Annotated in this window: 17 protein-coding genes; 8 read left to right on the top strand and 9 right to left on the bottom strand. The window is 64.3% G+C overall.

From position 1 onward, the window contains the following. Positions 1-6 precede the first annotated feature (6 nt). The 6 genes from ABIB91_RS22695 (at position 7) to ABIB91_RS22670 (ending at position 7,350) form a co-directional block, all read left to right on the top strand. On the top strand, positions 7-1,557 hold the full coding sequence (locus tag ABIB91_RS22695) for an AMP-binding protein (protein WP_354166881.1): 1,551 nt from the start codon (positions 7-9) through the stop codon (positions 1,555-1,557). 302 nt (positions 1,558-1,859) lie between these two features. Beyond that, on the top strand, positions 1,860-3,458 hold the full coding sequence (locus ABIB91_RS22690; protein WP_354166875.1) for an ABC transporter substrate-binding protein: 1,599 nt from the start codon (positions 1,860-1,862) through the stop codon (positions 3,456-3,458). A 42-nt stretch (positions 3,459-3,500) separates the two neighbouring features. Continuing rightward, positions 3,501-4,448: an ABC transporter permease gene (locus ABIB91_RS22685; protein ID WP_354127061.1), complete on the top strand. Its 948-nt coding sequence runs from the start codon at positions 3,501-3,503 to the stop codon at positions 4,446-4,448. A gap of 9 nt (positions 4,449-4,457) precedes the next feature. Further along, positions 4,458-5,351 (top strand): ABC transporter permease, encoded by an 894-nt coding sequence (locus ABIB91_RS22680; protein WP_219679640.1) that lies wholly within the window; start codon positions 4,458-4,460, stop codon positions 5,349-5,351. Beyond that, a complete protein-coding gene (locus ABIB91_RS22675; RefSeq protein ID WP_354166860.1) occupies positions 5,351-6,358 on the top strand; it encodes an ABC transporter ATP-binding protein in 1,008 nt (335 codons plus the stop codon). The genes ABIB91_RS22680 and ABIB91_RS22675 overlap by 1 nt, the downstream gene beginning before the upstream one ends. Further along, the gene (locus ABIB91_RS22670) at positions 6,355-7,350 is read left to right on the top strand and encodes an ABC transporter ATP-binding protein (protein ID WP_354166854.1); all 996 of its coding nucleotides are present in this window, start codon (positions 6,355-6,357) and stop codon (positions 7,348-7,350) included. Before ABIB91_RS22675 ends, ABIB91_RS22670 begins: the two co-directional genes overlap by 4 nt. A 105-nt stretch (positions 7,351-7,455) precedes the next feature. On the opposite strand, the gene ABIB91_RS22665 is transcribed toward ABIB91_RS22670, so the two are convergent. The 7 genes from ABIB91_RS22665 to ABIB91_RS22635 all read right to left on the bottom strand — a co-directional run bounded on the left by ABIB91_RS22665 (position 7,456) and on the right by ABIB91_RS22635 (position 16,395). Continuing rightward, positions 7,456-9,429, bottom strand: a complete 1,974-nt coding sequence (locus ABIB91_RS22665; RefSeq protein ID WP_354166847.1) for an acetyl-CoA carboxylase biotin carboxylase subunit — start codon at positions 9,427-9,429, stop codon at positions 7,456-7,458. Then, positions 9,426-11,042, bottom strand: a complete 1,617-nt coding sequence (locus tag ABIB91_RS22660) for an acyl-CoA carboxylase subunit beta (RefSeq protein ID WP_354166840.1) — start codon at positions 11,040-11,042, stop codon at positions 9,426-9,428. The genes ABIB91_RS22665 and ABIB91_RS22660 overlap by 4 nt, the downstream gene beginning before the upstream one ends. A 114-nt stretch (positions 11,043-11,156) precedes the next feature. Further along, positions 11,157-12,023, bottom strand: a complete 867-nt coding sequence (locus ABIB91_RS22655; protein WP_354166834.1) for a beta-keto acid cleavage family enzyme — start codon at positions 12,021-12,023, stop codon at positions 11,157-11,159. Positions 12,024-12,216: 193 nt separating this feature from the next. Then, positions 12,217-13,017: a helix-turn-helix domain-containing protein gene (locus ABIB91_RS22650; protein ID WP_354166827.1), complete on the bottom strand. Its 801-nt coding sequence runs from the start codon at positions 13,015-13,017 to the stop codon at positions 12,217-12,219. A gap of 298 nt (positions 13,018-13,315) precedes the next feature. Further along, a complete protein-coding gene (locus tag ABIB91_RS22645) occupies positions 13,316-13,972 on the bottom strand; it encodes a glutathione S-transferase family protein (protein ID WP_354166820.1) in 657 nt (218 codons plus the stop codon). After that, complete coding sequence (locus ABIB91_RS22640) at positions 13,972-15,135, bottom strand: acyl-CoA dehydrogenase family protein (protein WP_354166813.1); 1,164 nt, start codon at positions 15,133-15,135, stop codon at positions 13,972-13,974. Before ABIB91_RS22640 ends, ABIB91_RS22645 begins: the two co-directional genes overlap by 1 nt. A gap of 123 nt (positions 15,136-15,258) precedes the next feature. Next, on the bottom strand, positions 15,259-16,395 hold the full coding sequence (locus ABIB91_RS22635; RefSeq protein WP_354166804.1) for an acyl-CoA dehydrogenase family protein: 1,137 nt from the start codon (positions 16,393-16,395) through the stop codon (positions 15,259-15,261). Positions 16,396-16,660: 265 nt separating this feature from the next. On the opposite strand from ABIB91_RS22635, the gene ABIB91_RS22630 reads away from it, so the two are divergent. Continuing rightward, on the top strand, positions 16,661-18,211 hold the full coding sequence (locus tag ABIB91_RS22630; protein ID WP_354166797.1) for an acyl-CoA synthetase: 1,551 nt from the start codon (positions 16,661-16,663) through the stop codon (positions 18,209-18,211). Between the two features lie 85 nt (positions 18,212-18,296). Here the strand turns inward: ABIB91_RS22630 and ABIB91_RS22625 are convergent, their stop codons facing one another. Beyond that, positions 18,297-19,820 (bottom strand): glycosyltransferase family 2 protein, encoded by a 1,524-nt coding sequence (locus tag ABIB91_RS22625; RefSeq protein WP_354166788.1) that lies wholly within the window; start codon positions 19,818-19,820, stop codon positions 18,297-18,299. Positions 19,821-19,868: 48 nt separating this feature from the next. Continuing rightward, on the bottom strand, positions 19,869-20,639 hold the full coding sequence (locus tag ABIB91_RS22620; RefSeq protein WP_354166780.1) for a helix-turn-helix transcriptional regulator: 771 nt from the start codon (positions 20,637-20,639) through the stop codon (positions 19,869-19,871). Between the two features lie 183 nt (positions 20,640-20,822). Between ABIB91_RS22620 and ABIB91_RS22615 the strand changes: the two genes are divergently transcribed. Further along, positions 20,823-23,084 (top strand): marine proteobacterial sortase target protein, encoded by a 2,262-nt coding sequence (locus ABIB91_RS22615; protein ID WP_354166772.1) that lies wholly within the window; start codon positions 20,823-20,825, stop codon positions 23,082-23,084. Position 23,085: the final 1 nt, after the last annotated feature.

Here is a 23,085-nt window from a genome sequence, read left to right as displayed (position 1 = left end):
GGACCGATGTATCCAGGTCAGCATGCCCGCCTGCGTCCGCTCCAGCCCGCCTTCATCATGGCGGCGAGCGGCGAGGCCGTCACCTATCGCGAGTTGGAGGCGCGCAGCAATCGTCTGGCGCATCTGTTCCGCAGGCACGGCTTGAAGCGGCTCGACCACTACTCGATCTTCATGGAGAACAATTCGCGCTATCTCGAAGCCTGCGGCGCCGGCGAGCGCTCCGGGCTGTACTACACCTGCATCAACTCCTTCCTGACGCCGGGCGAGCTCGCCTATCTCCTCGTCAACAGCCAGTCGAAGATCCTGATCACGTCGATGGCGAAGCTCGACATCGCGCGGGAGGCGATCAAGGCCTGCCCCGATATCAAGCTCTGCGTCGTCGCCGACGGCCCCGGCGAGAGTGACCGTATCGTCGGCCTCGCCGAGGTCACGGCCGATCTGCCGACGACGCCGATTGCAGATGAATGTCTGGGTACCGCGATGCTCTATTCATCGGGCACAACGGGACGGCCGAAAGGCATTTTGCGGCCGCTGCCGGAGGAGCCACCGAAGCACAATCTGCCGCTGTTCGATTTCCTGACCAAGCTTTGGCACTATCGCGAGGGCATGGTCTATCTGTCGCCGGCGCCGCTCTATCACTCCGCGCCGCAGGCCGCGGTCAACCTGACAATCCGGATGGGCGGCACCGCGATCATCATGGAGAATTACGATCCCGAGCGTTACCTCCAGCTCGTCGAGCAATGGGGTATCACTCACACGCAGCTGGTGCCGACGATGTTCTCGCGCATGCTGAAGCTGCCGGAGGAGGTGCGCACGCGCTACGACCTCTCCTCGCTCGAGATCGCGATCCATGCCGCCGCGCCCTGCCCGGCGCTGGTGAAGGACGACATGATCAAATGGTGGGGACCGATCATCCACGAATATTACGGTGCGACCGAAGGCCTTGGCTTCACCGCCTGCGACAGCGCGGAATGGCTGGCCCATCGCGGCACCGTCGGCAAGGTGCTGCTCGGCGACCTCCATATTCTCGACGAGAACATGCGGGAGTGCCCGACCGGCACGCCGGGCCAGGTCTGGTTCAAGACGGCCACGCCGTTCGAATATTTCAGCGATCCGGAGAAGACGAAGGAGGCGCGCTCGGCCGACGGCAGCATGAGCACGGTCGGCGACGTCGGCTATGTCGACGGCGATCGGTTCCTCTATTTAACGGACCGCGCGACCTTCATGATCATCTCCGGCGGAGTGAACATCTATCCGCAGGAATGCGAAAATCTGCTGATCACCCATCCGAAGGTCGCCGATGCCGCGGTGTTCGGCGTGCCCAATCCCGATCTCGGCGAAGAGGTGAAGGCCGTGGTGCAGCCGATGCCCGGCGTCGTGCCGGGCGAGGCGCTCGCCGAGGAGCTGATCGCGTTCTGCGGAGCATCGTTGTCGCGGCAGAAAGTGCCGCGCTCGGTGGATTTCGAGAAAGAGCTTCCGCGGCTTCCGACGGGGAAACTGTACAAGCGGCTGCTAAGGGACCGGTATTGGGGAAACAAGGCGTCGCGGATCGTGTGAGGGCCGCAGTCGTCCTGGCGAACGCCAGGACCCATACCGCGTGATCTCACGATTGAAGGTGGTAGCAATACCGAACGAGCAATCTTCGCCAAACACCTCCCTGTGGTAATGGGTCTGGCGTTCGCCAGGACGACGCCGGAGGGACTTCTCACAATTTGTGAGAGAACCGCCCCTGTGGCCCGCCGTCATCCGAATTGTCGAGAGGCCCTCCCTCGTTGCCGGTTGCCTCGCTGCGCCTGCGTCGCTATCGTCCTGACAAACAGGCCAAAAGGCCGAAAAGACTAAGTCCAGGGAGGACGAGGATGCGGAGCGTACGGGCGCTCGCCGCGACGGCGGCGCTGTCTTTGCTGGCGTTTTCGACGATCGCATCGGCCGGCGAACCAAAGCAGGGCGGGATCCTGCGGATGTATCACCGCGACAGCCCGGCCAATGCGTCCATCCTGGAGGGCGCGACATATTCGATCAACGTGCCCTTCATGGGAGTGTTCAACAATCTCGTCATCTACGACCAGCACATTGCGCAGAACAGCCCTGATACCCTGATGCCAGAGCTGGCCGAGAGCTGGTCCTGGAGCGGCGACAACAAGAAGCTGACCTTCAAACTGCGCCAGGGCGTCAAGTGGCATGACGGCAAGCCGTTCACGTCGGCCGACGTCAAATGCACCTTCGATCTCCTGATGGGCAAATCGCAACAAAAGCTGCGGCAGAATCCGCGCAAAGCCTGGTACAGCGAGGTTAACGATGTCACGCCGAACGGTGATTTCGAGGTCTCCTTCGATCTGAAGCGGCCGCAGCCTTCGCTGCTGGCGATGCTCGCATCCGGCTATACGCCGATCTATCCCTGTCACGTCTCGCCGGCGGAGATGCGCACCCATCCGGTCGGAACCGGCCCGTTCAGATTCGTCGAGTTCAAGGCCAATGAATCGATCAAGCTGACGCGAAACCCGGACTATTGGAAGAAGGGCCTGCCCTATCTCGACGGCATCGAGTACACGATCATCACGAACCGCTCCACCGCGATCCTCGCCTTCGTCGCCGGCAAGTTCGACATGACCTTCCCGACGCACATCACGATCCCGCTCCTCAAGGACATCAAGTCGCAGGCGCCGAACGCCCTCTGCGTCGTCGAGCCGACCAACGTTTCGACCAACATCATCGTCAATTCGGCGTCCCCGCCGTTCGACAACATCGACATCCGCCGGGCCATGGCGATGGCGCTCGACCGCAAGGCCTTCGTCGACATCCTGTTCGAAGGCCAGGCCGATATCGGTGGCACTATGCTGCCGCCGCCGCAGGGCATCTGGGGCATGCCCAAGGACAAGCTTGAGACCATTCCAGGCTATGGCCCGAACGTGAATGCGAGCCGGGATGAGGCCAGGAAGCTGATGCAGAAGGCGGGCTACGGTCCCGACAAGCACATGGCGGTGAAGGTCTCGACGCGCAATCTCGCGGAATATCGCGATCCCGCGGTGATCCTGATCGACCAGCTCAAGAGCATCTATATCGACGGCGAGCTCGACGTCGTGGAAACCGCGAACTGGTTCCCGAAGGTTGCACGCAAGGATTACATGCTCGGCCTCAACTTGACCGGCAATTCCGTCGACGATCCTGACCAGTCTTTCTACGAAAACTATTCCTGCGGCTCGGAGCGGAACTACACCAATTATTGCAACAAGGAGATCGAGAAGCTGTTCGACCTGCAATCGCAGGAGATCGACGTCGGCAAGCGCAAGCAACTGGTCTGGGACATCGACAAGAAGCTGCAGGAGGATGTCGCCCGCCCGATCATCTTCCATGCGCGGGCCGGCACCTGCTGGCAGCCTTATGTCAAGGGCGTGACGATCATGTCGAACAGCTCCTATAACGGCTTTCGCTACGAGGACGTCTGGCTCGACAAGTAGCGCGCAAGACTGACGACTAGCGGCTCGACAGGAGGGCGCGGGATGTTTGCCTATCTGGTGCGGCGCCTGTTTCTGATGCTCGTGACCCTGTTCGGGATCTCGGTCGTCATCTTCTTCCTGCTGCGTATCGTTCCCGGGAATATCGTCGACATCCTGTTTGCCGCGGCCGGCTATGTCGATCCCGCCGACAAGGCCAATCTGGAAAAAGAGCTCGGCATCGACCAGCCACTGGTGGTGCAATATTGGCACTGGATCAGCGGTTTTCTGCGCGGGGACTTTGGTTACTCCTATGTCTCGGAGAAGCCGGCGCTTCAGGAAATCCTGCCACGCATCCCGATCACCGCACGGCTCGCCGGCCTGGCGCTGTTGTTCTCGGCATCGATCGGCATTCCCCTGGGCGTGATCAGCGCGGTGAAGCAGGGAACGAGGCTCGATTACGCGTTGCGTGTGGTGAGCCTGAGCGGATTGTCGCTGCCTTCGTTCTGGCTCGGCCTGCTCATCCTCACCGCCTCGGTGGCGATGTTCAACCAGATGCCGATCTTCAACCCGAATCCGGCGACATGGCTGGAAGCCTTCGCAACCTATGCCGTGCCCGCCGCCGCCGTCGGCTTCCGTAGCGCGGCACTGACCATGCGGATCACGCGATCCTCGATGCTGGAGGTGCTGCGGCAGGACTATATCCGCACCGCGCGTGCCAAGGGCGCATCGGATGCCGCCGTGAACTATCAGCATGCGCTCAAGAACGCGATTTTGCCCGTCATCACCGTGATCGGCATCGAGGCAGCGTTCCTGATCGGTGGCCTTATCGTGACGGAGACCGTGTTTAACATCCCCGGCGTCGCCCGCTTCCTGGTCGAGGCGATTCGCTGGCGCGATTATCCGATCGTGCAGAACCTGGTGATGCTGATTGCCATCGTCGTGGTGAGCGCGAATTTCATCGTCGACATGCTCTACGCCGTGTTCGACCCGCGTATCCGGTACACGGATTAGGAGAGATTGTTGGCTGCGATCGACTATGACGTTGAACTGAGGCGCGCCGGGGCGCACGCGACCGTCGGCTGGCGCCGCGTGCTGTTTTTGGCGCAGCGGCATGTGCTGGGTGCAGCCGGGCTCGTCATCATGACCCTGTTCGTGTTCACCGCGATATTCGCCGACTTCATCGCGCGTTACGATCCGCTGACGATCGACGCCGCCCGGGCACTGGCGCGTCCAAGCCTGACCCACTGGATGGGCACGGACTCCTTCGGCCGCGATGTCTTCAGCCGCATCATTCATGGCGCGCGGATCTCGCTCGCGGTCGGCATCGGTTCGACGGCGCTCGGTGGCTCGATCGGCGTGATCGTGGGCCTCACCTCCGGCTATCTCTCCGGCTGGGTCGATCTCGTATTCCAGCGTGTGTCCGACGTTCTCCAGGCGCTGCCGCTTCTGGTGCTCGCCCTGATCATGACCGCAGCGCTTGGGCCGTCCTTGCCGAACGTCATCATTGCGATCGCCATTCCGCTGATCCCGACCGTCTCGCGCGTCATCCGTGCCAACACGCTGGCGCTGCGCGAGCTGCCATTCATCGAGGCCGCCAAGTCGATCGGCATGAGCGAGGTACGCATCGCGCTTCGTCACGTGCTGCCGAACACGCTGGCGCCGCTGATCGTGCTTGCGACCGCCCAGCTCGGCTCGACCATCCTCACTGAAGCCTCGCTCTCTTTCCTCGGCCTCGGCATTCCCGAGCCTTACCCGTCGTGGGGCCGCATGCTCTCTGAATCGGCCGCCGAATATGTCCGCACGGCGCCCTGGCTGGTGATCTTCCCGGGCATCGCCATCAGCCTCGCGGTGTTCGGCGCCAATCTGTTCGGCGACGCCTTGCGCGACATCCTCGATCCCCGGCAGCGCGGCTGATGGCTGATAAATCCGATCTCGTGCTCGAGGTGAAGAACCTGAAGACGGTGTTCTTCACCAACTCCGGTCTCTTCCAGGCCGTCGACGATGTTTCCTTCACGGTGAAGCGCGGCGAGACGCTGGCGATCGTCGGCGAATCCGGCTGCGGCAAGAGCGTCACTGCGCTTTCGCTGATGCGGCTGGTGCCGGATCCGCCCGGCCGCATTGTCGGCGGCTCCGTCACGCTCGAAGGCGCCGATCTTCTGACGCTGGACGAAGCAGAGATGCGCGCCGTCAGGGGCAACCGCATCTCCATGATCTTCCAGGAGCCGATGACCTCGCTCAATCCGGTGATGCGGATCGGCGACCAGATCGTCGAGGCCGTGCGGCTGCACCGGAAGATGTCGAAGCGAGAGGCTCAGGATGTCGCAGTCGAGATGCTGCGCCTGGTGCGGATCCCCGAGCCGGCGCGGCGCGCGCGCGAATATCCGCACCAGCTCTCCGGCGGCATGCGCCAGCGCGCGATGATCGCGATGGCGCTGGCCTGCCGGCCGGCACTGCTGATCGCGGACGAGCCGACGACCGCACTCGACGTCACCATCCAGGCGCAGATCCTGGCGCTGATCCTGGACCTTCAGAAAGAACTCGGCACCGGCCTCGTGCTGATCACCCATGATCTCGGTGTCGTCGCGCAGACCGCGCAGCGCGTCATCGTGATGTATGCGGGACGGAAGGTCGAGGAAGCGAGCGTCGAGGCACTGTTCGCCGCGCCGAAACATCCCTACACGCGCGGATTGATGGCGTCGATCCCGACGGTGCCGGCGCCGGGCGTCGTCGCGCCGGCGCGACTGAACGAAATTCCCGGCACGGTCCCGTCGCTGGTGCGGCTGCCAAAGGGTTGCGCCTTCGCGCCGCGCTGCAAGCTCGCGATCAAGCGCTGCGAGGCCGAATATCCGCCGCTCATCGATTGGGGCGGCGGCCATCTCGCCGCCTGCTGGCGCGCGGCCGAGATTGCGGAGGTGGCATGACCGAGGTGCTGCTCGAAGTCACCGATCTCAAGAAGCACTATCCGGTGCGCGCCGGCGTGTTGCGTCGGCAAATCGGCACGGTGTATGCGGTCGACGGCGTCTCGTTTTCGGTTGGGGTGGGCGAGACGCTGGGCCTCGTCGGCGAATCCGGCTGCGGCAAATCGACGGTGGCTCGCAGCGTGCTGCGGCTAGTGGAGCCGACCTCAGGCCAGATCCGGCTCGAGGGCGAAGACATCACCCATCTCTCCAAGTCCGCGCTGCGGCCGCACCGCCGTTCGATGCAGATCGTATTCCAGGATCCGTTCGCCTCGCTCAACCCGCGCATGACCGCAGGCGACATCGTCGGCGAGCCATTGGCTGTGCATGGCCTTGCGACCGGCAAGGCACTGGAGGCGCGTACCGCAAAGCTGTTCGAGCAGGTCGGCTTGCGGCCCGACCAGATGCGCAATTTTCCGCACCAATTCTCCGGCGGCCAGCGCCAGCGCATCTGCATCGCCCGCGCGCTGGCGCTCGGGCCCCGCCTGATCGTCTGCGACGAGCCGGTCTCCGCGCTCGACGTCTCGATCCAGGCGCAGGTGATCAACCTCCTGATCGACCTGCAACGCGAGCACGGCTTCTCCTATCTCTTCATCGCCCATGATCTCGCGGTGGTCGCCCATATCAGTCACCGCGTCGCCGTGATGTATCTCGGTCGCATCGTCGAGATTGCAGACAAAGACGAGCTGTTCCGCAATCCGCGGCATCCCTACACGCAGGCCCTGCTCGCCTCGGTGCCGGTCGCCAACCCGCTCGCCAAAAAGCTCGTGCCGCAGGTCGACGGCGACGTGCCAAGCCCGGTCAATCCGCCGCCGGGATGCGCGTTTCACACCCGCTGCCGGTTTGCGATGGAGCGATGCAGGATAGAGCGGCCGGTGTTGGTGGATGCCGGTGACGGGCACCGGGTTGCGTGCTTGCTCAACGAGGGGACGGGGCGATCAAATGCGATGCCGTAGGGTGGGCAAAGCGAAGCGTGCCCACCATTCAATCGCAATCGCCGCACGATGGTGGGCACGGCGCTGCGCGCCTTTGCCCACCCTACGATAGCTACATTTGCCGCTCTACCCAGCCCCGATTTCGGCGACAATCTTCCCCGTCGTGACCTGCTCGCCTTCGGCGACGTCGATCGCGGCGACGACGCCATCGATGCCGGCCTTGTGGACGTGCTCCATCTTCATGGCTTCCAGCGTCAGCACCGGCTGACCGGCGGCGACGCGGTCGCCCGGCTTGACCAGGACGGCAACGACCCGGCCGTTCATGGCGGCACGGACCTTGCCGTCGCCGTTGCTCGCGGCCGCCTTTGGCGCGGCGAGGGTGAGATCGGTCGCCGCGAGCGGGATGCCGCGGCGCTGGAGGTGGAGCCGGTCGCCATCGCGCAGGAATTTTGCCCTGTCCGTCACGCCGTCATGGCGGAAGCGGATCACGTCGAAATCGAGCTGGTCGATCTCGAACTTGTCCTGCCGGCCGTCGCTGCCAACAATGTAGCTGCCATCGCGTTCGCGCCAGACTTCGAGCTCATACCCATGGCCTGCGATCTCGATTTTCGCCGGCAGCGGAAACGTTGCCGTGATGCTCCGTCCGCGGCGCCACGACGGTGCCTGCGGGTTCGTGACGTAGAGCAACAGCCCGGCCAAAGCCATATCGAATGCGGCGTCCGCGCGCGGCGCCAGCAACTCGTCGCGATGCGCACCAATGAACGCCGTTGTCGCTTCGCCCTTGGCGAAGCCGGGATGACGCAGGCATGCCATCAGGAACGCCTGATTGGTGGTCACACCGAATCCGGTCAGTTGCTCCAGGCCGACGATCAGCCGCCCCCTCGCCTCCTCGCGCGTCGCGCCATGGCTGATCACCTTCGCGATCATGGAATCGTAGAACGGCGGAATCTCGGAGCCCGATTGCAGCGCGTGCTCGACGCGGATGCCATCGGGCACCTGCCAGCACGCCATGCGCCCGGACTGCGGCATGAAATCCTGCGCGGCATCCTCGGAGCACAGCCGCACCTCGATGGCGTGGCCCGTGAAGCGAATGTCCTGCTGCTTCACCGGCAATGGCTCGCCGCGCGCGACGCGCAGCTGCAATTCGACGAGATCGAGCCCGGTGATCGCCTCGGTCACGGGATGCTCGACCTGGAGGCGTGTGTTCATTTCCATGAAGTAGAATTCGCCGCTCGCGTCGAGCAGAAACTCCAGCGTGCCGGCGCCCTCGTAGCGCAGCGCCTTCACCGCGGCGACCGCGACCTCGCCCATCTTTCCGCGCAGTTCCGGCGTCACGGCGGGCGACGGTGCCTCCTCGATCAGCTTCTGGTGCCGCCGCTGCACCGAGCAGTCGCGCTCGCCAAGATGGATGGCATTGCCATGGCTGTCGCCGAACACCTGAATTTCGATGTGACGGGGATTCTGGATGGCGCGTTCGAGGATCACCGTCGGATCGCCAAACGCCGCCTTCGCTTCGGACCGCGCGCTCCGCAGAGCATCGGGAAATGAGGCGGCGTCGGTGACGAGCCGCATGCCGCGCCCACCGCCGCCGGCAACCGCCTTGATCATCACGGGGAAGCCGATCTTTTTGGCTTCCGCGAGCATGACCTCGTCGCCCTGGTCCGCACCCTGATAGCCGGGCACGACGGGGACGCCGGCCTTTTTCATGATCTCCTTGGCACCGGCCTTGTTACCCATCGCCTCGATCGCCTGCGGCGAGGGGCCGATGAAGACGAGCCCGGCATCCTTGCAGGCCTGCGCAAACTCCTCGTTCTCGGCGAGGAAGCCATAGCCGGGATGAACGGCATCCGCGCCGCTGGCCTTTGCGGCCGCAACGATCGCGGGAATGTTGAGATAGGACTGCGCCGGCAGCGGCTCGCCAATGCGTACGGCCTGATCGGCCTGTTGCACATGAAGCGCATTGCTATCCGCATCCGAATAGACCGCGACGACGCCGAGGCCGAGCCGCCGCGCGCTGCGCATCACCCGCAGCGCGATCTCGCCGCGATTGGCGATCAGGACCTTGAAGAACGGCCGGTGCTGCGTTGAACCGTTCCTCATGGGCGAGCCACCGAAAACTGCATGCGTTGGGGTGTGCGCGCGTCGCCCTCGCGGCAGATGGCGAGCACTTCCGACAGCACCGCGCGGGTGTCGCGCGGATCGATCACGCCGTCGTCGAGCACGCGCGCGCTGGTCGAGAACACGTCCATCTGGCCGTCGAACACGCCGATGATCTGCGCCTTCATCGCATCGAGCTTTTCTTTTTCGACCGGCTTGCCGCGGCGGGCTGCGGCGGCTTCGGTGACGATCGCCATGGTCTCGGCGGCCTGCTCACCGCCCATCACGGCGGTCTTGGCGTTGGGCCAGGAGAAGCAGAAGCGCGGATGGAAGCCGCGCCCGCACATGCCGTAGTTGCCAGCACCGAACGAGGCGCCGCAATAGATCGTGATCTGCGGCACCGTCGCCGACGTGACCGCCTGGATCATCTTGGAGCCGTGCTTGATCATGCCGGCTTCCTCGTAGGATTTGCCGACCATGTAGCCGGTGGTGTTGTTCAGATACAGCAATGGCGTGCGGGTCTGGCAGCAGGCCTGGATGAAATGCGTCGCCTTGTTGGCACCCGCCGGATCGAGCGGGCCGTTGTTGGTGATGATGCCGATGGCCTGGCCCTCGATGCGGGCATGACCGCAGACGGTGGCCGGGCCGTAGTTCGGCGCCATCTCGGTAAAGTCGGAATCATCCACGATGCGCGCGATGACCTGCTTGATGTCCACGGAGCGCTTGTGGTCCATCGGCATGATGCCGAGCAGCTCGTCCTGGTCGTAGCGCGGCGGCTTGTATTGCGCGGCTCCCTTGTCCGGCCGCTCCCATTCCAGCGCCGCCATGATCTCGCGCGCGATGCGCAGGGCGTCGCGGTCGTCCTCGGCAAGATAATCGCCGAGACCGGAAACCTGCGTGTGCATCTCGGCGCCGCCAAGCTCCTCCTCGGTCGCAATCTCGCCGGTGGCGGCCTTTAGCAGCGGCGGCCCGGCGAGGAAGGCGCGGGTGCGGCCACGGACCATGACGATGTAATCCGACAGGCCGGTCTGATAGGCGCCGCCGGCGGTCGAAGAGCCATGCGTCACGGTGACGACGGGCAGCCCGGCCGCCGAAAGCCGCGCGAGGTTGCGAAAGATGTTGCCGCCACGGACAAAGTCTTCGACGCGGTAGCGCAGGAGATTGGCGCCTGCGCTCTCAACCAGCTGGACGTAGGGCAGCTTGTTCTCCAGCGCGAGCTCCTGCACCCGCAGCGTCTTGTCCAGGCCGTAAGGTTGAAGCGCGCCGGCATCGATGCCGGAATCGTTGGCGCTGACCATGCAGCGGATGCCCGAGACGAAGCCGATGCCGGCGATGACGCCGCCGCCGGGCACGCTTTTGTCCGGATCTGAGACGTCGAACATGTAGCCGGCGAGCGTGGACAGCTCGATGAAGGGCGCGCCGGGATCGAGCACCAGCGCGACGCGCTCGCGCGGCAACAGCTGGCCGCGCTTGTGGAAGCGATCCTTCGCCGCGGCCGACGCCGCACGCGTGCGCTCTTCCAGCGCGCGCATGCGGTCGATCAGGCCGAGCATGCCGTCGCGGTTGGCGCGATAGGCGGCACTGCCGGGGGAAATGGTGTTTTCGAGAATGGACATAACTCAATCCTGCTCGTCATTGCGAGGAGCGAAGCGACGAAGCAATCCAGACTGCATCCACGGAGAGATTCTGGATTGCTTCGCTTCGCTCACAATGACGGTTGAGGCGATAATTTACCTATTCGTCCCAAAAATCTTCCGCGCTTCCGCCGGGCTCGCGATCTCGCGGCCCGCACGGCGGGCGCAGGCGGCGATGGCTTCGATCAGCTGGCCGTTCGACGTCACCTTCTTGCCGTCGGCGAGATAGAAGGCATCTTCGAGACCGGTGCGCAGATGACCGCCGAGTTCGGCGCAGCGCTGGTGCAGCGGCCAGATCTCTTCGCGGCCGATCGCGGTGACCTGAAAATGCCCTTCGGGACGCTTCAGCTTGATCAGGATCGGCAACAGATCGGGATCCGACGGCATGCCGGAGGCGACGCCCATCACGAAATTATATTCGAGCGGGCCCTTGTACATGCCGACCTGGCGGTACATGCCGACACAGCGGACGATACCGACGTCAAAACATTCGAATTCGGGGATGGTGCCGACCGCGTTCATGACGTCGAGGTAATCCTTCACCTTCTCGACCGCATTGTCGAACATCATCGGCGGCCAGGCCCAGCTGTTGTCGGCCTTCACCCTCAGATAGTTCAGCGACCCGGCATTGCAGGCGGCGATCTCCGGCCTGGTCTCGCGGATGCAATCCAGGGCACCGCTGTAGTTCGGCCCGGAGACGCCCGAGGTGTGGTTGATGATCACGCCGGGGCAGGCTTCGCGGATCGCCTGCTGGATCTCCTTGCTGACGCTGACCTCCCAGGACGGCAGATGCCCCTTGTCCGGTGCCTGCTGGCGCAGATGGATGTGCATGATGGACGCGCCGGCATCGAACGCAGCCTTGGCCTCGCGCGCCATCTGCTCGGGCGTGACAGGCACGTTGTGCTGCTTCGGGTCGGTGAGCACGCCGTTCAGCGCGCAGGTGATGACAGCCTTGTCGCTCATGCCTTGAATGTCTCGCACGTTGATAGTTCAACGTTTGCGATCATGTGATGGGCGGCATGCGGCTTCTTGCGCGGAGAAGCTGGAAAACGAGATGCCGTAGGGTGGGTTAGCCGAAGGCGTAACCCACCTCTTAAGCTTCCTCGGAGGCAGAATTGGTGGATTACGCCTTCGGCTAATCCACCCTACGAAGCGATCAACTCGCCTCCGCCAGCCTCACCGTCTCGGTGCTGCGATAAATCGCAAGATCCCGCGAGCCGACGAAGATCGCGCGCGGCTTCAGGCCGTAGAAGCGGCGGATCGAGTGGCTGAAATGGGTGCTGTCGGGATAGCCGATGTCCTGCGCGAGATGGGCGAGGTTGAGGTCCTGGTTGGCGAAGTGCAGCAGATGCCGCGCGCGCTTCCATGCGCGGAAGGAGCGGAACGAGATGCCGGTCTCTTCCTTGAACAGATGCAGGAAACGCGAAGCGGAAAGTCCGGCGTCCGCCGCACATGTGTCCGCCGTCACGGGCTCACCCGTGAAGCGGCCGATCCGGGCGACCGCGCGCGTCACACGGGGATCGAGCACGCGGCGCGGCAGCGCTTCGCCAAAACACATCTCGTCGAATTCGGCGGTGGTGATGTCGCCGTAGCGACGCTGGCGCAGCAGCGTGTAGGCGGCAAGAATCTTGCGGGCATAGACGGCCCTGTCGGGTCCGGTGAGCCGCTCGGCCAGGATCTCGATCACGCCATCGGGCATGCTCTCCGGCTCCAGCGTCACGCTGATCGCGGTGCGGTAGTCACTGGCAATGGAATGCCGCTGGTTCGGCAGGGTGACGAACAGCTCGCCGGTGGCGAGGGCATCGTCGATTGTCAGATGCAGACTGCCCTTCACCGCGACATAGACATGGCAGCAGCCGGGCGTTCGCTTGCGGGGGCGGCCGAGCAGGCCGGCATAGAACACCCGCTCCGGCGTGATCAGCATCAAATGGTCGGATTCGCGACCGGTATCTTCCATTGGGATCCTCCTCGCGCGGCTCTTTGGCCGCTGCGGACGGAGGTCACCTTAGCGGAAATCTGGGCGCTGTCACGGCGGGATAGCGCTATCATGAAGCGCAAAACAGCGGCAGTCCGGGAGCGTGGTGGACGACCCGGAACTCGTGCCAACATCGTCGTCCTGGACAAGCGCAGCGGAGCGGAGCGCCGATCCAGGACCCATTACCCCAGCGGGAAGTTGCAGCGCCATGGCGACAACCGCGAGTCGTCGCCAAACAAATCCTTGGGGTAATGGGTCCTGGCTTTCGCCAGGACGACAATTAAGCCCTGACCCTCGGCGCCACGTTCTGCTCGACGCCGGCTTGTTGCTCCGCAGCAACCGCGCGCTTGAAGCCATCGCGCTGCTGCAAGCGCGCCCAATAGGCCGCGACATTTGGTCCAAAATCCTTGGCAAGCCCGATATTATCGGCGAGGCGGAGCGCGTAGCCGATCACGATGTCGGCGGCGGTGAAGCGGCCGGCGCACAAGGTTTCAGCCTTCGCGGTCGCTGCCTCGACGGCGCGCAGGCGGCCGAGAAACCATTTGGCATAGTCGCCGGCGACCTGCGGATTGCGCCGCTCTTCCGGCTCGAGTTGGGTGTATCGGAGCACCAGCGTCTGCGGGAAGGTTAACGTGGCGTCGCTGAAATACATCCAGTTCAGGAACGCGCCATAGGCGGGATCTTCGGGTCCGACCATCAGTGGCGTCGGTCCATGCTTGATGCCGAGATAGTGGCAGATGCCGGACGATTCCGTCATCTTGGTCTCGCCGTCGACCATGAAGGGAATGGTGCCCAGCGGATTGAGCGCGAGGTATTCCTTCGCGAAGACCCGCGGCGGGAATGGCAGCATCTTGAGCTCGTAGGGAAGCCCCATCTCCTCCAGCATCCAGAGCGGACGGAACGAGCGCGCGGCGTCGCAGTGATAGAGCGTGATCATCAGGAACTTCCTTTGCTGCCGGGCAGCGTGCCCATCATCTTGCACAGGACCATCAGCATGACCTCGTCGGCGCCACCGCCAATCGATGTCAGGCGACTGTCGCGATAGGCGCGACTGACCGGCGTCTCGTTGGTAAAGCCCATTCCGCCCCAATATTGCAAGCAGGCGTCGGTGAGCTCGCGCCCGAGCCGGCCGGCCTTCAGCTTGGCCATGGTCGCCAGTTTCGTGACATCCTCGCCCGCCACCAACGCCTCGCCGGCACGGTAAATCAGCGCGCGCAGCAGCTCGACCTCGGTCTGCATCTCCGCGAGCTTGAAGTGGACCACCTGGTTGTCGAGGATCGACTTCCCGAAGGCCTTGCGATTGCGGGTGTATTCGATGGTCTCGTTGATGATGTATTCGTGCGCCTTCAGGCAGGCCGCCGCACCCCAGAGCCGCTCCTCCTGGAATTGGATCATCTGGTAGGTAAAGCCCTTGCCCTCCTCGCCGATCCGGTTGCGCTTGGGCACGCGGACGTTGTCGAAGAAGATCTGCGCAGTGTCGGAGGAGCGCATGCCCAACTTGTCGAGCTTGCGCGCGACGGTGACGCCCTTGGTCTTCATGGGCACGCAGATCAGCGACTTGTTGCGGTGAACGGGTCCGTCGCCGGTATTGGCGAGCAGGCAGATCCAGTCGGCCTGGGTGCCGTTGGTAATCCACATCTTGCCGCCATCGATGACATAATCGTCGCCGTCCCCGCGCGCATTGGTCTTGATCGATGCGACATCGGAGCCTGCGCCGGGCTCGGAGACGCCGATACAGGCGACGTAATCGCCTGAGATCGAGGGGCTGAGAAACTCGCGCCGCACTTCATCGGAGCCGAACCGCGCCAGCGCCGGCGTCGCCATGTCGGTCTGCACTCCGATGGCCATCGGCACGCCGCCGCAATTGATGGCGCCGAGTTCTTCCGCCATCATCAGCGCATAGGAATAGTCGAGGCCGGAGCCGCCGAATTCGACCGGCTTGTTCAGCCCGAGAAAGCCGAGGCTGCCCATCTCCCTGAACAGCGCGTGCGCCGGGAAGATGTCGGCTTTTTCCCATTCATCGACATGAGGATTGATCTCGTTGGCGATGAATTTTTGCAAGGAACGGCGGATCTCGTCGTGGTCGGCGGTGAACAGCATTTCGCTCCCTTTGTCATTCCGGGGCGCGCGAAGCGCGAACCCGGAATCCATTCTTCTGCGACATCTGCGGCTCGATGGATTCCGGGTTCGACGCTACGCGCCGCCCCGGAAAGACGGCGTCCTTCACAACCCCATCTGCCGCGACGCCAGATCCTTCATGATCTCTTCGGTGCCGCCGCCGATCGCGTTGACCTTGACCTCACGATAGATGCGCTCCGCCTTGATGCCGCGCATGAAGCCTGCGCCGCCAAAAATCTGCACGGCCTCCGAGGCGCAGAATGCCATGGTCTGGGTCGCCTGGTTCTTCATCATGCAGATTTCGGCGACCGGGCTGTCGCCCTGCTCCAGCCGCCAGGCCAGCATCTCAAGCATCGCTTGCGAAGCGGCGACCTTCTGCGCCATGTCGACGATCTTGTGGCGGATCACCTGGTGCTGCGCGAGCGGCTTGCCAAAGGTCTTGCGCTCCTTGGCGTAGGCGATCGCCTCGTCGAGGCAGACGCGCGCGAACGCGGTGCAGCCCGCCGCCATGCCCATGCGCTCGCTGTTGAAATTCCGCATGATGATCTTGAAGCCATGGCCTTCCTCGCCGATCAGGTTTTCCGCCGGTACGCGGCACTCGTCGAAATGCAGCGTCGCGGTGTCAGAGGCCCACCAACCCATCTTCTTCAGCTTTGTCCGCGACAGGCCGGGCGTATCCCCCTCGATCAGGAGCAGGCTGACGCCGCCGGCGCCCTCGCCGCCGGTGCGCACCGCAACGGTCAGATAGTCGGCACGCATACCCGAGGTGATGAAGGTCTTCTCGCCGCTCACGACGTAGTGATCGCCGTCGCGCCGCGCCTTAGTCCGAAGCCCGGCGACGTCGGAGCCGCCGCCCGGCTCGGTGATCGCGAGCGCTGAGATTTTCTCACCCGCGAGCACCTGAGGCAGCACGCGCGCCTTGACCTCGGGGCGCGCGGCCCGCGCGACCGGCGGCGAACCGATGGTATGGCTCATCAAGCTGGCGCTGATGCCGCCGGCGCCAGCCCGCGCCAGCTCCTGGTTGGCGACGATCTTCATGAACTGGTCGGCGGCGATCCCGCCATATTCCTCGGGGAAACCGAGTCCCAAGAGCCCGATCTCGGCCGCCTTGCGATAGAGCGCGCGCGGGAATTCGCCGGCCTCGTCCCACTCGTGGGCGAAGGGCGCAATCTCCTTGTCGACAAAGCGGCGCATCACCTCGCGAAAGGCGTCATGCTCGACGGTATAGAACGGGCTCATCATCGCACTCTCGCCTTGCTGGCGGATTCGGCTTGTCCACCATGGCCGGAACCTTGGCGGCTCACTTGCGCGGAGTGGCTGGCCGGCGGCCGCTTCCGAGCAGCGCCCGCTCTAGCAACTCAACGCAAGACGATTTTCACCGCTCGCGCGCCAACTCCGGATCAAAAAAAGGCGTGGTGCACAAACTCCGGCTGGCCCCAGGGCCATGCCGGGCATGGTGCATGGCAATAGGGACGCGGGCGGCACCAAACCGCCGAGGGAGGAATTCTTGGCCGTTCGTTACTACGACTGGATCGCCCACCATGGCCGCCGCACGCCGAACAAGATTGCGGTGATCGACCTCGCGAGCGAGCGCCGCTTCAGCTATGCGCAGCTCGACGCGCGCATCTCTCGTCTCGCTTCATTTCTGCGCCATACGCTGAAAGTCTCGCGCGGCGAGCGGGTCGCGGTGCTGGCGCTGAACACGACCGATACGCTGGAGGTGCAATTCGCCTGCGGGCGATTAGGTGCGATCTTCGTGCCGCTGAACACCCGGCTCACCGTTCCCGAACTCCAGTTCATCACCGCAGATTGCGCGCCGAAGGTGATGATCCACGACACCGATCTCGCCGAAACGGCGTTTGCCGTGGCAAAGCTCTGCGGCATTGAGACGAGCCTGCTCCTTGGCCCCGGCGGGACTTATGAGGCCGGCATCGCCGCTGCAAAGCCACTCGAGAAAATCGAGGAGGTCACCCTCGATGATGTCTCGACCATCATGTACACCTCGGGCACGACGGGTCAGCCCAAGGGCGCCACCATCACCCATGGCATGACCTTCTGGAATTGCGTCAATCTCGGCGGCCCCGCCTGCATCGGGCCGTCCTCGGTGCTGCTCACCGTGCTGCCGCTGTTCCACACCGGCGGCCTGAATTGCTACACCAATCCGGTGCTGCATGCGGGCGGCACCGTGATGATCATGCGCGCCTTCGATCCCGGCACGGCGCTTGGCCTGATCAATGATCCCGCGCAGGGCATCAACGTGTTCTTCGGCGTGCCCGCGATCTACCAATTCATGGCCCAGCATCCGGCCTTCGCAACCACCCACCTCGGCAGGCTGATCGTCGGCGGTGTCGGCGGCGCTCCGATGCCGGTGCCGCTGCTCAAGGTGTGGGAGGCGCGCGGCGTCGCGCTCCAGCAGGGCTACGGCATGACCGAGACCTCGCCGGCGGTGCTGGTGCTCGACCGCGAGGATGCGGCACGGAAAGCCGGCTCCGCCGGCAAGCCGGTGCTGCACACGGAAGTGCGCATCGTGCGGCCCGATGGCAGCGACGCCGATGTCGGCGAGCTCGGCGAACTCTGGGTCAAGGGACCGAACATCACGCCCGGCTACTGGAACAGGCCGGAGGCGAACAAAACGTCGTTCACCGACGGTTGGCTGCACACGGGAGACGCGACACGCGTCGACGAGGAAGGCTTTTACTACATCGTCGACCGCTGGAAGGACATGTACATCTCCGGGGGCGAGAACGTCTATCCGGCCGAAGTGGAGAACGTCCTGCACCAACTCAACGCCATCGCGGAAGCCGCCGTGATCGGCATTCCCGATGTGCAATGGGGCGAGGTCGGCCTCGCTATCGTTGCGGCCAAGCCCGGCCAGCGGTTGACCGAGGCCGATGTCTTCGCACACTGCGCAGCGAAACTCGCGCGCTTCAAATGTCCGCGCCAGGTCCACTTCGTCGATGCGTTACCCCGCAACGCCACCGGCAAGATCCACAAGCCGACCTTGCGCCAGGAATTCTCGGTCACTTCCGAAGTCGATAAGAAAGCCGCCAACGCCTGATCAAAGCGCTCCTCTCGCGGGCGCTTTTCTTTTGTGACGTGCCTGCTCCACCCCAGAAGAAACCCCAGGGAATTTTAACGAATTTTCATGAAGGGCCGCTATTCTCTTCGGCGAGCGCGGGGGGTCCCGCGCTTTCGACCTCGGTTATGTCGTGGCCGACGTCGATGCCCGCGACGGCCAGACCGAGACGACGAGAATCGCCGACGCCCCTGAACACAGGGCATGCCCAGGCGAGGGTGGCGATGCCTGACGGCGGCAGATCGAGTCTCAGCGTGTAGCCGTCATAACCGGTCGCGACCGCCTCGGGAGCGACGGGCGTGCCGTCGATATAGAATCGCGTGTCGATCGTATCCAGCGGCGCGCGAAGCGCCGGGCTTCGAACGCGAAGGATGGTGCGGCCAGGCATCCCCTTGATGCGCACGGCAGCCTCCGGTTCGCTCCAGCGGAAAGTGTAACCGGCGGAGAACTCCTCGGCATGGAATCCGATCTGCGCGATAACGTGGCCACCAAGAAAGCCGCCGACAGACCGCGCATCTCGCCCGAGACGATGAATGCAATCGAGTCTCTGATGCCGGATCAGCGCAGCGATGTATCGCCGCATCCATCGCGCGATCGCCTCGCTCGATCCGGCGGCCGTCAGAACGACCAGCACGGCCCGCGCGTGCCATGCCCCCAGCCGCGCGAAAGCGCGCGCGCCGAGATCGCCGAGCAGCGCCGGCACGGCCCAACGCCATAACGCCAGCAATTTCTCGCCAGACCGTCCTCGGCCGCCGCCAGCGAGGCTGTAGCGCAGGAGCGCGTTCAGTGCATTGCGGGCGAGCGACGTGCCGGCCTCACTCCGCGAGCTCCACTCGACCGGAACGTCGAGCAGCTCGCTGCCGGGATCGTTGCGGGCCTCGCTCAGATAGCGAATCTCGCCTTGCACGAAGTCGAGCGTGAATTGCTTCAGCTCGTCGATCTCGCCGACATAGTAGTGATGGAAGCGCGCCTCCTCGAGATAGCCGATGGAATGGCCTCTCGCGTGATAGGCGGCGGCAAGCACCCATTCGGCGAAATGACCGAGCTCTTCGCGCAGGCCGCCGCATTCCCAGTAGACGTCTCGCCGCGTCACGAAACACTGATCCAGCACCTTGCGCCAGGGATGCTGCTTCATACCGAACTCGATGTCGGCCTTGTACATGGCGGCCTCTGCCACGGATAACCGGTTATGGCAGATCGGGATCGAACGGCAGGAAAAGCCGGCCCAGTCGGGATGAGCATCGATCGCGCGAATGCAGAGTTCGATCACGTCGGGTTCGGGCCGGCAGTGCGATTCCGTGAAGAACAGATAGCTGCCGCGCGCCTTCGTCGCGCCAAATGCGCAGAGCCCGATGTCGTGTTCGGAATCGGTGAATTCGAGTCGAGCCCTGTTGCCGGCCAGCGTCTTCAACTGCTCGCGTGCCGTGAAATCCGGTGGCACGACCAAAATGATCTCGTAGAGCGATTTGTCGGCAGTCTGCGACGTCCAGCCGAGCCAGGACATCTCCCACTGCCCGCGGTGAGATTCGAGCGGGATAATGATTGAGAACAGCGGAGATTCGCCGTCATCGAGTGCGGGCGCGTCCTGCATGTCCCCTTATAGACGCATGCCGCGTCATTCCGGATAATTTCCTGCGGACTATACCGACAGAAACAGCGCGAACGATTCTTCCACCGTTCGGCGCAGGTGCTTTTGGTACAGTTCATGGTTGGCATCGCCGGGCGCGACCCGACCCAGCGAGGGCTTCGCGAAGTTTCGGAGCGGCACATAGGCGATCGGCGCTGCGATCGGCGTCAGCTGCGAGCCGGGGCCGGCGCGGAGCGTCGAGATGATCCCGTACATTTCGCCGGCGACCGTCGGCCGCGACACGGTGATTACGCGATGCTGGCCATGCTTGATGATGACGAGATAGATGAAGCCGGACTGATGCGGCACGGCGACCTCGCCGGTGTGTTCATAGGCGGCATCGGTCCGCTCCCCCTCGCGGAACACCAATGAGGAGACCTTCGGCTCCCAGACGATCTCGGTGCGGTAGGCGAAGATCGCGTCCTTGTCGCCGAACGACGGTCGCAGCGTGACGTAGACGTCCTCGAGCCAGGTCACCGCGCGATGGGCATAGGAGCCGAGGCTGTCGGGCGCGACATCGTTTGCGGCCGGGGGCGTCACCGCGGCGGCGCTTCTGCGCAGCGAGACACCCAGCGCCTGCTCCAGCCGCACCGTGGTCGCCAACGTGAACGGCCGTCGGCCGCCGAGCACCTTCTCGAGAGTCGACAGGCTGAGTTTGGCCTGCTCGGCCAGCGCCTGCCGGGAGATCCGGCGCCTGGCGAGCTCCTCACGGATGGTCTCCGCAATCTCGCGGCTCTGCTCGTCCGAAAGCTGCTTGTCGGTGAATTTGTCCTGCGTCTGCATCGTGGCCCTGCTCCAGGACAGCATCCTAGCAGGGCGGACAAACCAGCACAAAACCGCACTTGGCCATCTCGGAGGCGGCCGGCCGGGCCGGCCGTGGCGGAACATTGCCGATCATTCTGCTCGCGAAACCGCGCCGTCCCGGCCGATGCTCAGAGCCAGCAAACATCCTCGGGAGCAGGCCAAATGGATACCTACGACACGACGGACAGCAACGAACACCCTTGGCTGGGCAGACTCATCGTGGTCGGACTGTTCCTTCTGGCGCAGGGCATCGCGGTGATGCTGGTCGCCTTCGTGGCGCTGCTGGTGAGCTTGGAGCCGGGCTGGTCGGCGACGACGGAGCAGGCCAGCCTGCTCCAGCCTGGCGACGCCAAATCCGGGTCTCTCCTCCTCAAGGAGGACGGCGCCTACACGGAAGCGATCCGCCTCGGCATCGACGTCGACATCACGGTGTCGGGCCCGACATTGCGCGCCCGCGTCACCCAGATCTTCCGCAATCCGACCAAGGACTGGGCCGAGGCGACCTATGTCTATCCGCTCCCCGCCGGCGGTGCCGTCGATTCGCTGAAGATGGTGGTCGGCAATCGCGTCATCGTCGGCGACATCAAGGAGCGGCAGCAGGCGCGCGTGATCTACGAAGAGGCGCGCCGGGCCGGCCAGAAGGCCGCGCTCACCGAACAGGAGCGGCCGAATATCTTCACCAACTCGGTCGCCAATATCGGTCCCGGAGAAACCGTGCTGGTGCAGATCGAATATCAGGAACCGGTGCATCAATCCGGCAACGAATATTCGCTGCGCCTGCCGCTGGTGGTCGGGCCGCGCTACAATCCGGCACCGATCGTCCAGAGTGTCGATTTCCGCAACGATGGCTCCGGCTGGGGCGCGACGAACTCGGACCCGGTGCCGGACCGCGACCGCATCTCGCCGCCCGTGCTGGATCCCGCCAGGAATGCACCGGTCAACCCGACCAGCATCACGATACGCCTGAACGCCGGGTTTGCGCTCGGCGAGGTCACGAGCCCCCACCACAACGTCAAGGTCGAGAGCCCGGACAATACGACGCGAATCGTCACGCTTGCCGACGGCGCCGTGCCTTCCGACCGCGATTTCGAACTGACCTGGAAGCCGGCCGCCGCGAAGGCGCCGTCGGTCGGTTTATTCCGCGAGCGCGTCGGCGACACCGATTATCTGCTCGCCTTCGTCACCCCGCCCGCCGCCGAGCAGGCGACGCAGAAGCCACGGCCGCGCGAGGTGATATTCGTGATCGACAATTCCGGCTCGATGGGCGGCACGTCGATCGTTCAGGCCAAGGCGAGCCTCACCTACGCGCTCTCCCGTCTCCAGCCGACCGACCGTTTCAATGTCATCCGTTTCGACGACACCATGGACGTGCTGTTTCCGGCCTCCGTGGCGGCGGATGCCGAGCGTGTCGGTGAAGCCACCTCGTTCGTCAGCGCGCTGCAGGCGCGTGGCGGCACCGAGATGGTGCCGGCGATGCGGGCCGCGCTGACCGACAAGCTCGGCGACGCCGGCATGGTTCGCCAGGTCGTATTCCTGACAGATGGTGCGATCGGCAACGAGCAGCAATTGTTCGAAACGATCACGGCGATGCGCGGCCGCTCGCGCGTGTTCATGGTCGGTATCGGGTCGGCGCCCAACACCTATCTGATGACGCGCGCCGCCGAGCTCGGCCGCGGTGCCTTCACCCATATCGGCTCGGTCGAGCAGATCGAGGAGCGCATGCGCGGCCTGTTTGCCAAGCTCGAGAACCCGGCCGTGACCGGCCTGAGCGCAAAGTTCTCCGAAGCCAAGGCCGACGTCACACCGGCGATCATTCCCGACCTCTATCGCGACGAGCCGCTGGTGCTGGCGGCAAAGCTCGACACGCTCGCGGGCTCGGTCGAGATCAAGGGGCGCGTCGGGGACCGCCCATGGTCGGTGACGCTGCCGCTGCAAAATGCGGCCGAAGGCAGAGGCCTGTCGAAGCTTTGGGCCAAGCGCAAGATCGCCGATGCCGAAGTGGCGCGCACCCTGCGCGAGATGACGCCCGAAGATTCCGACAAGGCGATCCTGGCACTGGCGCTCGACCATCAGATCGTCACCCGACTCACCAGCCTCGTCGCGGTCGACAAGACGCCGAGCCGTCCCGAGGGTGAGCCGCTCAAGCTCAGCGAATTGCCGATCAACCTGCCGGCCGGCTGGGATTTCGCGAAGGTCTTTGGCGAACGCCAGCAGGTCCCGGCGCAACTCCGCGAGCGTCACGCCGATGCGCGCAGCCAGTCGGCCACGAGGCGGCCGACGCCGGCGGCAACCGATACGATCCGCCTGCCCAAGACCGCGACCTCGGCCGAGTTGAAGATGACCGCAGGCGTGATCCTGATCCTGCTCGCCATGATCCTGTTCGTGTTCAACCGGCGTCAGTCCTTGCTCACTGACGCCGCTTGAG

Source organism: Bradyrhizobium sp. JR4.3 (assembly GCF_040547695.1).
Lineage (GTDB): Bacteria > Pseudomonadota > Alphaproteobacteria > Rhizobiales > Xanthobacteraceae > Bradyrhizobium > Bradyrhizobium canariense.
This window is presented reverse-complemented; position numbering and strand designations above follow the sequence as displayed.

Bases quoted from the DNA above. Each gene is read 5' to 3' on its own strand.
- ABIB91_RS22695 (WP_354166881.1), top strand. From the start codon at position 7: ATGTATCCAGGTCAGCATGCCCGCCTGCGTCCGCTCCAGCCCGCCTTC.
- ABIB91_RS22690 (WP_354166875.1), top strand. From the start codon at position 1,860: ATGCGGAGCGTACGGGCGCTCGCCGCGACGGCGGCGCTGTCTTTGCTG.
- ABIB91_RS22685 (WP_354127061.1), top strand. From the start codon at position 3,501: ATGTTTGCCTATCTGGTGCGGCGCCTGTTTCTGATGCTCGTGACCCTG.
- ABIB91_RS22675 (WP_354166860.1), top strand. From the start codon at position 5,351: ATGGCTGATAAATCCGATCTCGTGCTCGAGGTGAAGAACCTGAAGACG.
- ABIB91_RS22670 (WP_354166854.1), top strand. From the start codon at position 6,355: ATGACCGAGGTGCTGCTCGAAGTCACCGATCTCAAGAAGCACTATCCG.
- ABIB91_RS22665 (WP_354166847.1), bottom strand. From the start codon at position 9,429: ATGAGGAACGGTTCAACGCAGCACCGGCCGTTCTTCAAGGTCCTGATC.
- ABIB91_RS22660 (WP_354166840.1), bottom strand. From the start codon at position 11,042: ATGTCCATTCTCGAAAACACCATTTCCCCCGGCAGTGCCGCCTATCGC.
- ABIB91_RS22655 (WP_354166834.1), bottom strand. From the start codon at position 12,023: ATGAGCGACAAGGCTGTCATCACCTGCGCGCTGAACGGCGTGCTCACC.
- ABIB91_RS22650 (WP_354166827.1), bottom strand. From the start codon at position 13,017: ATGGAAGATACCGGTCGCGAATCCGACCATTTGATGCTGATCACGCCG.
- ABIB91_RS22645 (WP_354166820.1), bottom strand. From the start codon at position 13,972: ATGATCACGCTCTATCACTGCGACGCCGCGCGCTCGTTCCGTCCGCTC.
- ABIB91_RS22640 (WP_354166813.1), bottom strand. From the start codon at position 15,135: ATGCTGTTCACCGCCGACCACGACGAGATCCGCCGTTCCTTGCAAAAA.
- ABIB91_RS22635 (WP_354166804.1), bottom strand. From the start codon at position 16,395: ATGATGAGCCCGTTCTATACCGTCGAGCATGACGCCTTTCGCGAGGTG.
- ABIB91_RS22625 (WP_354166788.1), bottom strand. From the start codon at position 19,820: ATGCAGGACGCGCCCGCACTCGATGACGGCGAATCTCCGCTGTTCTCA.
- ABIB91_RS22620 (WP_354166780.1), bottom strand. From the start codon at position 20,639: ATGCAGACGCAGGACAAATTCACCGACAAGCAGCTTTCGGACGAGCAG.
- ABIB91_RS22615 (WP_354166772.1), top strand. From the start codon at position 20,823: ATGGATACCTACGACACGACGGACAGCAACGAACACCCTTGGCTGGGC.